General features: G+C 55.5%; 13 protein-coding genes. 9 read left to right on the forward strand and 4 right to left on the reverse strand.

Annotated features, from left to right (window positions below; all coding sequences use genetic code 11):
- The first annotated feature begins 63 nt into the window (after positions 1-63).
- The gene (locus tag H586_RS0103270; RefSeq protein WP_034618517.1) at positions 64-1,224 is read left to right on the forward strand and encodes an MFS transporter; all 1,161 of its coding nucleotides are present in this window, start codon (positions 64-66) and stop codon (positions 1,222-1,224) included.
- Between the two features lie 155 nt (positions 1,225-1,379).
- Here the strand turns inward: H586_RS0103270 and H586_RS0103275 are convergent, their stop codons facing one another.
- Entirely contained in the window at positions 1,380-1,904 is a 525-nt protein-coding gene (locus H586_RS0103275) for a type 1 glutamine amidotransferase domain-containing protein (protein ID WP_011367596.1), read from the reverse strand.
- A 273-nt stretch (positions 1,905-2,177) separates the two neighbouring features.
- On the opposite strand from H586_RS0103275, the gene H586_RS0103285 reads away from it, so the two are divergent.
- From H586_RS0103285 to H586_RS0103295, 3 genes are all read left to right on the forward strand, one after another.
- Positions 2,178-3,992 carry a DAK2 domain-containing protein gene (locus H586_RS0103285; RefSeq protein ID WP_027181361.1) on the forward strand — a complete coding sequence of 605 codons (1,815 nt, stop codon included), beginning with the start codon at positions 2,178-2,180 and terminating at the stop codon, positions 3,990-3,992.
- A 55-nt stretch (positions 3,993-4,047) separates the two neighbouring features.
- Positions 4,048-4,503 (forward strand): AMIN domain-containing protein, encoded by a 456-nt coding sequence (locus H586_RS0103290; protein WP_234702931.1) that lies wholly within the window; start codon positions 4,048-4,050, stop codon positions 4,501-4,503.
- Between the two features lie 142 nt (positions 4,504-4,645).
- Positions 4,646-4,876: a hypothetical protein gene (locus tag H586_RS0103295; protein WP_011367593.1), complete on the forward strand. Its 231-nt coding sequence runs from the start codon at positions 4,646-4,648 to the stop codon at positions 4,874-4,876.
- On the opposite strand, the gene H586_RS0103300 is transcribed toward H586_RS0103295, so the two are convergent.
- Positions 4,877-6,505 (reverse strand): gamma-glutamyltransferase family protein, encoded by a 1,629-nt coding sequence (locus tag H586_RS0103300; RefSeq protein ID WP_027181362.1) that lies wholly within the window; start codon positions 6,503-6,505, stop codon positions 4,877-4,879. It abuts the gene before it with no gap.
- A 196-nt stretch (positions 6,506-6,701) separates the two neighbouring features.
- Between H586_RS0103300 and H586_RS0103305 the strand changes: the two genes are divergently transcribed.
- From H586_RS0103305 to H586_RS0103325, 5 genes are all read left to right on the forward strand, one after another.
- Positions 6,702-6,974, forward strand: coding sequence for a 4Fe-4S dicluster domain-containing protein (locus H586_RS0103305; protein WP_011367591.1), 273 nt, complete (start codon positions 6,702-6,704; stop codon positions 6,972-6,974).
- Position 6,975: 1 nt separating this feature from the next.
- Positions 6,976-8,118: a 2-oxoacid:acceptor oxidoreductase subunit alpha gene (locus tag H586_RS0103310; protein WP_011367590.1), complete on the forward strand. Its 1,143-nt coding sequence runs from the start codon at positions 6,976-6,978 to the stop codon at positions 8,116-8,118.
- A 7-nt stretch (positions 8,119-8,125) separates the two neighbouring features.
- Positions 8,126-8,959 carry a 2-oxoacid:ferredoxin oxidoreductase subunit beta gene (locus H586_RS0103315; RefSeq protein ID WP_011367589.1) on the forward strand — a complete coding sequence of 278 codons (834 nt, stop codon included), beginning with the start codon at positions 8,126-8,128 and terminating at the stop codon, positions 8,957-8,959.
- Complete coding sequence (locus tag H586_RS0103320) at positions 8,956-9,582, forward strand: 2-oxoacid:acceptor oxidoreductase family protein (protein ID WP_011367588.1); 627 nt, start codon at positions 8,956-8,958, stop codon at positions 9,580-9,582. The genes H586_RS0103315 and H586_RS0103320 overlap by 4 nt, the downstream gene beginning before the upstream one ends.
- An 83-nt stretch (positions 9,583-9,665) precedes the next feature.
- Positions 9,666-9,962: a hypothetical protein gene (locus H586_RS0103325; RefSeq protein ID WP_011367587.1), complete on the forward strand. Its 297-nt coding sequence runs from the start codon at positions 9,666-9,668 to the stop codon at positions 9,960-9,962.
- Between the two features lie 119 nt (positions 9,963-10,081).
- Here H586_RS0103325 and H586_RS0103330 read toward each other — a convergent pair whose 3' ends face one another.
- Positions 10,082-11,665 (reverse strand): sigma-54-dependent Fis family transcriptional regulator, encoded by a 1,584-nt coding sequence (locus H586_RS0103330; protein WP_011367586.1) that lies wholly within the window; start codon positions 11,663-11,665, stop codon positions 10,082-10,084.
- 210 nt (positions 11,666-11,875) lie between these two features.
- A complete protein-coding gene (locus H586_RS0103335; RefSeq protein WP_034618523.1) occupies positions 11,876-12,544 on the reverse strand; it encodes a tetratricopeptide repeat protein in 669 nt (222 codons plus the stop codon).
- Positions 12,545-12,708 lie beyond the last annotated feature (164 nt).

Genomic DNA, 12,708 nt, shown 5'->3' on the forward strand with positions numbered 1-12,708 from the left:
CATTGCCGTCATCCCGCGCCTGCCGGACAAGGCACAGCATGCAACCGTCTGCCGGAAAGCTCCATGACAATACCCCCGCTGCTGCGAGACAAAAATCTGCTGATAACTTTCGGAATCACTCTGACCGTGGTCATGGGGGTTTCAAGTATCATTCCCGCCCTGCCGCTGGCCGCGCACGAGCTCGGCGCACCCGTTGCCACCATAGGGCTGATAATCACCGCGTTCACGCTGCCCGGCATAGTGCTCACACCGCTGGCCGGTATTCTGGCTGACAGATACGGCAGAAAAAAAGTGCTCATCCCGTCACTTTTACTTTTTGCCACAGCCGGAGGGGCCTGCGGCTTTGCCGACAACCTGCATACATTGCTGATGCTGCGTTTTCTGCAGGGCGTGGGCGTAGCCCCGCTGGGAATACTGTATGCAACAATCATCGGCGACCTGTACGAAGGCCCCGACCGCGTAAGAGCCATGGGCTACAATGCCGGAGTGCTGAGCCTGGGGACTGCTCTTTATCCTGCCATCGGCGGCATCCTGGGCGAGCTTGGCTGGCATGCGCCTTTTTTTCTTCCGCTTGCCACACTGCCCATGGCGTTCATAGCCTGGCGCGGTCTGACCCTGCCCGCACCGGACACATCGCAAAGCATGGGGGCGTACTTCAAAAATACCCTGCGTGCCATGAAAAGCCCGCAGGCTGTCGGACTCTTCTCTGTTTCTTTTCTGACTTTCACCATGCTGTACGGCCCTGTCATCACGTTCATCCCCATTCTGGCTGACCATCGTTTCACAGCGTCGCCCGCCACCATCGGTGCACTTTTTGCCCTGACATCACTGGGCACGGCCCTCAGCGCTTCGCGCATGGGCAGACTGGCCGAACAGTTCAAACCGCACCGCCTGCTGCTTGCAGGGCACGTTTTCTATCTGGTCGCCATGCTGCTTATGCCGCATATGCCCACGTTCTGGTGGCTGCTGCTCCCGGTCTTTCTTTTCGGTGTGGCACAGGGGCTCAACTATCCCAATCTTATGACGCTGCTTACAGCCCTTGCCCCGCTGGAACAACGCGCGGCGGTCATGGCTGTAAACGGCATGGTGCTGCGCCTTTCGCAGACCATCGCCCCGCTGGCTGTCACCAGCATTTATGCCGTATCCGGATTTTCCGGAGTGTATGCTTTCGGCGGTGCCACTGCCGTTGTAATGTTCATCATTACGGCGCACAGCATCCGCTGACGCATAACTTCTCAACAACAACACCCGAGAGCTTCACCACCTACACGGACACCCTCCGCCCGCCATTCCCCGTCAACCCGTGCCGAAAAAAAATGCCACCGGAGCTGCATAAACTTCCGGTGGCACGTCGCATCTGCTTGTAGCTGTATACAGAATCAGGCTTTCAGCATGGCGATAATGGCCTTGCAAAACGCAGGCAGGTCTTTGGGCGTACGGCTGGTGATATGGTTCTTGTCCACCACCACCTCCTGATCAACCCACTGAGCTCCGGCGTTCTGCAAATCGTCACGGATGGCGTTTACCGATGTGCACCGGATACCTTTCATCACTCCCGCCGAGATGGGCACCCACCCCGCGTGGCAGATATGCGCCACAGGCTTACCGGCATCATGGATGGTTCTGGTTATTTCCAGCACTCTGGGATCACGGCGCAGTTTATCCGGAGCCCACCCGCCGCAAAGCACAAGGCCGTCGTACCCGCCGGCGTCAACGTCCGCAATGGCAACATCAGCCTCGCACGGGTACCCGTTTTTGCCCTTGTATACCTTACCGGTCGCAGGACCGGCCACCACCACCTCGGCTCCTTCCTCCTGAAGCCTGATTTTTGGGTACCACAGCTCCAGATCCTCGTAGTACTCTTCAACAAACATCAGAATTTTCTTACCGTGCAGATCGGACATATTCTTTCTCCCCGGGCGTAGCAGCCCTGTCTGGTCATACTTGGAATCCGGCTACGGCAATACCGCACCGACCCATGTCTTATCACACGTCAGACACTGTACCAAGCTCTGTGCGCCCACCCGCAGCACAAATGTCAGAAATAAAATATAGCTTTTACATAACAGCATATTGCAGCACAAAAGCAGAACCTTGCACATGCGCATGATCTGCTTTATACCTACAGCGCACGATCACATGGGGGAATCGTACTTTTCCCGCCGAGGAGCCTTTCTTTGACCACCAGCACAAATAAGATAAAATATCTTGATGGCATACGCTTCAAGCGGGCCATTAACGCCGCTGCACACCGGCTTATTGAAAAACACGGACACCTGAACGCCATCAACGTGTTTCCCGTTCCCGACGGTGATACGGGCAGCAATATGGCCGGAACCATGCGCAACATTGTGGACAACTCTGCGCAAACCAAAGACGGTTCCATCGAAGGTATGAGCAAGGTCATTGCCGAATCGGCACTGATGGGGGCCAGAGGGAACTCCGGAGTCATTCTGGCGCAGTTTCTGTGCGGTTTTTCAGAAGGCGTCAAAGATCTGAAACGTGTAACGCCGCCCGATTTCATTCAGGCCGCTTCGCTGGCAACCAGACGCGCACTCGAATCCATATCAAACCCCAAAGAAGGGACCATCCTCACGGTTATCCGCGACTGGTCCGAGCATCTTTCAAGCAACGCCGACTCGTACAAAGATTTTCAGCATATCATGTATGATTCACTGCGCAAGGCGCGGGAATCGGTGCAGCAGACCAAAGAAAAACTGGCCACCCTCAAAGCGGCAGACGTGGTGGATGCCGGGGGGCTTGGTTTTTTATATCTTCTCGAAGGCATTGTAGAATTTACTGAAAAAGGCTCGCTGAACCGTCAGGATTCGACAAAAAGCACTGTTGTCATAGAGGAAGCGGAAGAAAACGCACAGGAACGTGTGGCCGTGGATTCGCTGGAATTCAGGTACTGCACCGAATGCATGATCCGCGGAACGGACATTGACGCCGCAGCGCTGCGGGAAAAGCTGGCCGCCATGGGTGACAGCCTTGTTGTAGCGGGCACAGCCGAAACCGTACGGGTTCATGTACACACCAACAGCCCAGACGAAGTCTTTGCACTGGCAGCGGGGTACGGCACCGTGGAATGCCGCAAAGCCGACGATATGCTGGCCCAGCATCTTGCACTCACTTCCGGCCGCACCCCCCGTGTCGGCATTGTCACTGACTCCACATGCGACCTGCCCGAAGACCTGATGCAGGAGTACGGCATACGCTTCGCTCCGCTGAAGCTCTATCTGGATGAAGAGGAGTTCATTGACAAACTGTCCATCAGCACTGCTGAATTCAACAGCCGCCTGCGTGTTTCCCGTTCGGCGAAAACATCTCAGCCCTCGCCCGCCGACTTCAAACACCTGTATGACGACATGCTGGCGCTGCATGATGAAGTCGTTTCGCTGCATGTCATGGCCAAATACAGCGGCACACTGCAATCGGCAGCCAACATAGGCAAAATGGCTTCAAAGCCGGTGTACACATTTGACGGCCAAACTCTTTCTGCCGGTCTCGGGCTGCTTGTGCTTGAGGCGGCCAAGCGTGCCAGAGCCGGACTTGACGCACCCGCCATACTGGACATGGCCGCAAAAGACGTAAAAAATCTCCATGTATTTGTCGCCATGGACACGCTTGACTTTGCCGTGCGGGGCGGCCGTATGAGCAAAGGCGCCGGAGCGGTGGCAAAATTTCTTAATATCAAGCCGGTGCTTGAATTTGACGCGCGCGACCATGGCACGGTAAAAGTCGTGGAAAAAGGACTCGGAAGACGCATGGCGGAACTGAAACTGTTACGGCGTCTTGAAAAAACCATAAGCGGCAAAAAAAATATACGGATTGCCATCGCACACGTATCCGCGCCGGAAAGCGCCGGGCATCTCGGGCGGCTGATAACCGAACGTCTGGGCACTGCCCCGCTTTATACCATTGAAGCGTCACCGGTGCTGGGCACACACAGCGGACCCGGAGCATGCGCAGTTGCGGTGCTGACGGACTGATGCGAAGAACAGGTCCTGCTTGCACAGCGGGATGAGGAGTCGTTTGCACGTGAAAATGCGCCATATACCGGGCCTCATACTTCTGGCGCTGCTGTTATGTGCAGCTCCGGCAACCGCCCTGCCCGCCGAAACCGGCGGTGAACAGACCCTGCAGCCCAAATCGCCGCCTCCGGAAGGAACCCCCACCAGAGTGATCAATATAGGCGTCAGCAGGCAGGGGGAAGCTGATGTATTCTGCATCGATTTCAACAAACCGCGCATTCCTGACCTGCAGACGGTGGATAACGGCGCACCGCGCATTTATTTTGATATAACAGACATTCATGAGTGGTCCGGCGCAAAAAGGTACGATGTGAACGGTACCTACATTCAGGCAGTAAGAACGCATCATAACACCGACAAAAAAACCATGCGGGTGGTGCTTGATCTCAACGACAGGTACAACTACCGGGTCGATCCCTCATGGGTTGAAGATTATTATCTTTTCTGCATTGCCATTTCAAAACGCTGACGCATACATGCCCATATGACAGGGGGCGGCCGGAATCTTCCGGCCGCCCCCTGTTTTTATGCCAACTATAACTTCCGGTGCTCTTTTCAATCCGTACCTGCCGTGCTTATACTGTAGGGGACAAGCCGAGGAGGAAATAGACATGGCATACATCGTTTCCGACATTTCCACGTTCAGCGGCCGTGACCTTCTGGAACGCACTCTGAGTCAGAACATGCATTCCGGCAAAAAAATGGCCATCTCGGATGAACTGATAAGCTTTTATCTGCTGTCGCTGAAAGTAAGCGAGCAGTACCCCACACGGATACAGACACCCATGCCCACTGTATCACAGGAAATGCTGCGCGGGCTGTTCACCAACATATCTCTGTGATCAGAAACCCAGCGCAAGTCCGTCTGCGCGCCCGTCACTGCCGGCTTCCCAGAATCCGTTGGGCTGCCGCAGGATAATCTGCCCGCGTCCGAACAGGTCGCGGGCGTATCCGCTGACTGGCCGGACATCATGACCTCTGGCCTTCAGGCTGTCCGCCAGCCCCGCATCCATGCCCTCTTCCAGCGCCACAACACTGGCTGCACCGTCAGGCTGAATGCAGAAGCGGAGCCTGTCCAGAGCCTGCTGAGGATTGCATCCATCATCCAGCAGAGCACTGAGAATCTGCACATGCCCCTGTGGCTGCATAAATCCGCCCATAACTCCCATAACTCCGTGCAGTTCACCGTTTTCGTGCGTTGTCAGGCACGGAATTATCGTATGGTAAGGTCGTTTATACGGCGCAAGGCAGTTGGGATGATCCTGCCGCAACACAAAGTTGTGCCCCCTGTTCTGCAGAGCCAGTCCCAAAGAAGGCACAACTACTCCGCTGCCGAACGTCATGTATATGCTGTTCACCATGGAACAGGCATTACCGTCTCTGTCGGTCACGCAGAACTGTACAGTATCGGAAGAAGACTGGGGAACACCGCACACGGCCTGCGGCAAAGCCCTGCCGGAGTCTATCAATGCAGCCCGTGCGGCCGCATATTCCCCGGAAAGCAATCCATCCGCAGGAACGGCCGAAAAATCAGGGTCTGCAATATACGCTGTTCCGTCAGCGAAACCGAGCCGCAGAGACTCTATCATACAGTGCAGACGTTCTGCGGACACAGGGGCACCTTTTATCTTATCACTCAAGGCAGCAAGTATGTTGAGCGCACTCAGAGCCACCAGCCCCTGACCGTTGGGCGGGCATTCATGCACGCGTACACCGCCGTACACGGTACTGGCCGGTGTCTGCCACTGCGCCCTGCACCGGCTCATGTCATCCGCGGTCAGCACGCCGCCTGCAGCCTGAACCGCATCGGCCAGAGCCGCGGCAGCAGCCCCTTCGTACAGCGCTGCAGTTCCCTTGCGAGCTATGTTTTTCAAAAGACGGGCAAGCGCATGGTTGCGGATACGTTCGCCCGCACGGGGAGCCCTTCCGCGGACCAGCAGACTTTTTCCACCTTCGCTGCCACGCAGCAGCGCTTCTTCGGTTGCCCATAACCGCGCGGTAACGGGTCCGACGGCAAAGCCGTCACGGGCAAGGCGCACTGCAGGAGCCAATACCTCGGCAAGATCCAGCCGGCCGTATTTTCTATGCAGTTCACACCATGCGGCGCATGCCCCCGGCACAGTTACTGCCAGCCCGTGCCTTGCCGGCACTGCGTCATACCCGGCGGAAAAAACAGCTTCGGGGGTATGGCCGCCTCCGCTTTTTCCCGAACCGTTCAGCGCCGCCACATGCTGTGTGGCTGAATCGTAGTACAGAGCAAACGCATCACCTCCCAGACCGGTGCTGCACGGCTCGACAACGGCAAGCACGGCCGCCACTGCCACAGCCATATCGGCGGCGCTGCCGCCACGGGCAGCAATGCCCAGACCGGCGCTGACAGCCAGAGGCTGTGACGCAGCAACCATGACCTCCGGTGCATAAACAGGTGAACGACGTGATGCGAACTCAAAAACAGGCAAGGAACTTTTCACGATACGGCACTCCTGACGTATTTTCTGCTGACTGAAGACTCAACTACCACAAATAACGGATTTAACCTTGCGCAGCATTACAAGCTGGTTTAACAATAAGGCACAGTAAACTCTGGACGCGACGTTATATGCGTTGCCTGCGCCTGCATTCCCATGCAGACAGTGTTCACCCCATCCAACCATTTGCGGATCGGCAATGCCAAAAAAAGAAAAAGGGCAAACTCTGGTGTGCGTGTACCCGGACTGGTGTAAAGGCTGCGGCATTTGTGTAGCCTTTTGTCCGGGCAAGGTTCTTGAACTCAATACACTGGGCAAGGCTGAGGTCACAAAGATGGATCAGTGCATAAACTGCGGCTTCTGCGAGCTGCACTGTCCTGATTTCGCCATTGTGATCAAACCCAGGGTAGCAGGTGCCAGCTGTCCGGTCTACGGGCCCTCCGCACTGCCTCAAACTGAGAGTGAAGGTTGATATGGCCCAAAGAAAAAAGAAAAAAAAAGAAATTTTTGCACAGGGAAACGAAGCCATCGCACAGGGCGCACTGCTTGCGGGCTGCACTTTCTATGCGGGCTACCCCATCACCCCCTCCACTGAAATAATGGAGGTCATGGCGGCCCGTCTTCCGGCCCTCGATAACGGGGTTTTCATACAGATGGAAGACGAAATCGCCAGCATGGGTGCCATAATCGGCGCATCGCTTGCCGGACGCAAAGCCATGACCGCCACCTCCGGTCCCGGTTTTTCGCTCATGCAGGAGCATATCGGATATGCCTGCATGGTAGAGGCTCCTGTGGTGGTGGTCAATGTCATGCGCGGCGGCCCCAGCACGGGACTGCCCACCAGCCCCGCACAGGCCGATGTCCAGATGGCGCGCTGGGGCACCCACGGCGATCATTCAATCATCGTGCTTTCGGCTTCCACGGTGCAGGAATGCCTTGATATGACCATCGTGGCCTTTAACTTTGCCGAAAAATACCGCACTCCCGTCATCTTGCTTATTGACGAAGTGACGGCGCATACGCGTGAAAAAATAGAGATTCCCGACCAGAAAGATGTGGAGATACTCTCGCGCGTTCTGCCTTCCGTGCCGCCGGAATGGTTTAAACCGTTTGCGGACACGGCACGCGGTGTGGCGGCTATGCCTCCCATAGGTACGGGGTACCGCATGCATTACACGGGACTGACACACGACGTCATGGGCTTTCCCACCTCACGCCCGGAAGAAGTGAACGAAGCCATGTCGCGCATGTTCCGCAAAATTGACCAGTTTTATCCTGATATCCAGATGGTTGACGAATACCTGCTGGATGATGCCGAAATAGCGGTCATTGCCTACGGCAGTGTTGCCCGTGCTGCGCATCTGGCCGTGGAACAGGCCCGTGAACGCGGTTACAAGGCAGGTCTGCTGACCCTGAAAACCCTGTTTCCCTTCCCCAGACCTGCGGTGGAAAAGCTGACCAAACGCTGCGGGGCGGTTATCGTGCCCGAAATGAACATGGGCCAGATGTCCCGCGAGGTAAAACGGGTTAACAGCGGCAGCACGCGGGTAAAGACAATCAACCGTGTCGACGGCCAGATCATTTCCCCGTCGGAAATACTTAAAGCCATAGTATAGGTGGAGCATGTCAGACGTCACCCAACTCATCCACGAATACCTGCGGCACAATAAGAAATTTCCGCACGTGTTCTGTCCCGGCTGCGGACACGGCATAGTCCTCGGCTCGCTTATCCGCAGTGTGCACAGCCTGAATCTGTCCAAAGACGATGTGGTCATCGTTGCCGGAATCGGCTGCTCAGGCCGCATGGCCGTATATGTGGACTTCAACACCGTTCACACCACACACGGCCGCGCCCTTACCTTTGCCACCGGCATCAAAATGGCCAACCCGGCGCTCAAGGTCATCTGCGTCATGGGCGACGGCGATGCCATGTCCATCGGCGGCAATCATCTTATCCATGCCGCGCGGCGCAATATCGGCATCACCACCCTCATACTCAACAACTTCATCTACGGCATGACCGGCGGCCAGTGTTCTTCCGCCACACCCCACGGCGACCTTTCCATGACCACGCCTTACGGTTCGCTGGAACCTTCCTTCGATATCGTGGAAATGGCACAGGCGGCCGGAGCCAATTATGTCGCGCGCGGCACTACCTTTCATGCCAACCTGCTGGACAGGCTGATAACCGGTGCGCTGCAGAGCCCCGGTTTTTCAGTGGTGGAGGCTCTTTCCCCCTGCCCGACTCAGTACGGCCGCAAAAACAAATTCAGAAGTGCCGTGGACATGTATCAATGGCTCAAAAAAAACACAGTCAAACTGGAAGCCATTGAATCAGGCAAGGCGCCCAAGAGCGACCCGCGTATCCCCATAGGTCTTTTCCGCGACAGAAAGCTGGACGGACTGGAAGAAAAATACGCGGCACTCAAGACAAAACTGATGGACGGTGCCCGATGAAAAAAACATTGCAACATATCCACAGGTTTGAAATCCGTCTTTCCGGTCTCGGCGGGCAGGGCATCATCACTCTGGGCCGGCTTCTGGGGGCATCGCTTGCGCTGGGACACGGCTACCATGTAACACAGACCCAAAGCTACGGTCCCGAAGCCCGCGGTGGCTCCAGCCGTGCCGACGTGGTCATCAGTTCAAGCCCCATCAGCTACCCCAAAACAGAAAATCTTGATCTGCTGGTGGCGCTCAGTCAGGAAGCCTGCAACAACTACTACCGGTATATGAAACGGGCCGGAGTGCTGCTTGTGGACACCACGCTGGTACAGCATACCCCCACCAACCACTTTCTCGGCCTGCCCTTTACCCGCATGGCACGAGAAAAAATAGGCAACCCGCTGACTATCAACACTCTGGTGCTGGGCGCGGTGACGCACCTTCTGCCCTTCGCCGAGCGGCGGCTGATACGCAAAAGTCTGGAAGAAAACCTCCCCCCCAAGATTCAGGCCATCAACGTCAAGGCGTTCAATCTTGGACTGCGGCAGGCAGCCAAACACTTCGGCGAGGCACCGGAAATATGGAAGCTTGCCAAAGATCAGGCAAATGCGGCAGAAGAACAGGAAACAGACTGACACACTGAGGGAGCGCGGCTCCCTCTTTTTATCATCAATCCCCGAAGACATGCAGAAGCATGCCGGAGCAGTGAGGAGCGTTCATGAGTGCAACAGTGGAAGAACTGACAGTCGATTATGAAGAAGGCGGAATTCTTGTTGTCAAAGAAATTGATAAGGTCATTCTTTCCAAGGGAGCATGGGCCACAGTGCTTTTCCGGTACAAACAATGGGACAACAAGCTGGAAGACTACGGCACCGACAAGTACATCATCCGCCGCTACCGCAAAATGAACGGCGAGTACCGTGCCCAGTCCAAATTCAATATTTCCAGCCCGAAACAGGCCAGAATGATCGTAGACGCTCTTCAGACCTGGCTGGCGGAAACAGACGAAGCGTAGCCTCCTCAGGCCGGCGCCTTTACTCCGGCCCGCAGTATGCTGCGTGCCGCCCGGCGAAATACAAAAAAGCGGAGGTTCCCGCCGGAACCTCCGCTTTTACTTTCATCCGCCAGAGGCGTCTACCTGCCCATGCGTCCTTTACTGACAGCGAACTTTTTGGCATCGATACCGTACTTCTTAACTTTATAGTTAACAATACGGTAGCTTACGCGCAAATCGCGGGCAGCCTGCAACATATTGCCACGGGCTTTTTTCAGCGCGTCAACCAGTAGTTCCTGCTCAAACTTGGCCACCGCCTCGCAGAACGACAGACTGGAATCTGTTGCTGTGCTTTCTGCTGTCTGCAGCGAAGGGGGCATGTGATACGTACGGATAACCTGTTCATCACACACCAGCACTGCACGCTCTATGCAGTTTTTCAGTTCGCGGATGTTACCGGGCCAGTGATACTGTGTAAGCAGGTCGATGGCAGGGGTGGAAATACGCTTGATGCTTTTCTGATATTCCTCTGCGTATTCTTTAAGAAAATGCTCAGCAACGGGAAGAATATCTTCGCGGCGTTCGCGCAGCGGAGGAATGAACACCGGAAACACATTGATCCGGTAATAAAGATCCTCACGGAAACTGCCGCTCTCCACAAGCTCTTCCAGATGCTGGTGTGTGGCGCAGATCAGGCGGACATCAACGGAAATGGTCTGTTCACTGCCGAGCCGCTGAATTTCCTGTTCCTGAATGGCACGCAGCACTTTAGCCTGAGCCGAGGCACTCAATTCACCTATTTCATCAAGAAACAGCGTCCCCTTGTGTGCAAGCTCAAAAAGGCCTTTTTTATTCTGGACAGCACCTGTAAACGCGCCCTTCTGATAGCCGAACAGCTCGCTTTCCACCAGATCGGATGGTAAAGCCGCGCAGTTAAGCTTGATAAGCGGCATATCACGCCGGGGGCTGGCCTGATGTATGGCCTCTGCAAGAAGCTCTTTGCCGGTGCCCGATTCGCCCCGCAGCAAAGCCGTCGCCCTGCTGGGACCAACCTGAGCCACCTGATTGAGCACAAGGCGCATGGACTTGGATGCAGCCACAATATTAGCGGCCTGCACCGTGTTTTCGGCAACGTCACCGCCTATGAGGCCCTGCGTCATCATATGCTTCTGACGGGCCATTTCTTCCTGCAGGTAGGCAGCCTGGTTGGCTATCATACCGGCAACAACCTGCAGAAAACGGCACTGTCCTTCCAGAGAGGGCAGGTCAGTTATGGGCGTGTCCACGCTCAGTGTGCCGATAACCTCCCGGGGAGAGGCTTCTTCGCCCGGTCCGAGCACAGGCACGCATATAAAGCCCAGAGTTGCCAGCTCTTCTTCCGAACGGCCGAACGCTTTATTGAGAAACGAAGGATGATCTTTCATCCTCGGCACGATGACAGGCTGTCCGGAACTGAAAACCTGTCCGGTCACCCCCACTCCCGGCGAATATTCCACATCCTGCGCTTTGGTAGGATCATGCGTCAGGCTAAGCTTGAGCGTTTGTGTTTCGGGATCGAATATAACAAGGTGGGGGCGTTTGAAATGGTGATTTTCAGCCAGCGTGCGCAGTAATGACTTCAGCGAAGACTGAAACGGACGCTGCGGGCCCATGTCGGAAACAATGCGCTGCAGCGTGCCTAGATATGGCTGTAATCTGGAATCTTGGGTATTGATCTGGTTCATAATAAGTGCTGATTGCGGCGTCCGGCCACGGCGCTGAGACCTAGGTCGACTACCAGCATGGTTCAGGTCAAACACATTGTGCTGTTCACGGCAAGTCACCGCAAAAAACATAGTCGCACACAGCCGTGCCGGATGAAACCGACACACGGCAGAAACAGGGCAACAACCATGCTCCGCCGCCGGTGTCCGCTCGCCGCATGACAGGCAGGGCTAGCTGCCGCTCTGCATACGCTGTTTCAGGCTCTGGACACGAAAGGCAATATAGCCTTTTTCATCTGCTGCAACAACACCTTGCAGTGTTTCAAAAGCAGCCAGAGCCTGATCGTAGCGTCCGGCTTCAAAAGCAGCTTCGGCCAGCATTCTGTTTACGGAAACAGTAAAACTTTCAGGTGCTTCTGCTGCAAGGGCCATCAGAATATCTGTCGCCTCAGCAGCTTTATCCTGCTGCAGCAATGCCTGCGCCAGGCCGAACCTGGCCATAAACACGGGGCCTTCCCCATGCGCTATGACAGCGTTGTAAGCGGCGGCGGCACGGTCATACTGCTTCAGTTCCAAACCGGTTCTGGCAATTTCCAGATTTACGGCGGTCTGCAGTTTGCCGGAAACGCCGGAGGCAAAAGCGTCCAAAGCCTGAAGCTTTTCGACACCGCTTTTGGTGGCAACAATCATGCCCAGTTCGGCCTGCTGTTTTTTCAGCGTGGCGGCACTGTTCCACGAATAGGCAGCCGCTCCGCCGGCCAGTAAGACAACAGCCCCAAGAGAAAGACTGATCGTTTTGATATTATTAAGAATAAAGCGCAATGCAGGGTCAGCTTCCGGTGTAACTTCAGAACTCAGCTGATGCAGCAGCGACGTCTGTTCTTCTCGGGCTTGCGACATTCGTACTATCTCCTTGGGTGGAAGCCGCATAACGGTATTCCACGTGATCGTTTCTTGGAAAACGCAGTCACTTGTAAGCATGGCTTACAGAAATGTCAAAAGGGAATTAAGCGATGTAACCGTCAGGACGGTGTATTGCCACTTAGTGCAGAAACGGATAATTT

Source organism: Oleidesulfovibrio alaskensis DSM 16109 (genome assembly GCF_000482745.1).
Lineage (GTDB): Bacteria > Desulfobacterota > Desulfovibrionia > Desulfovibrionales > Desulfovibrionaceae > Oleidesulfovibrio > Oleidesulfovibrio alaskensis.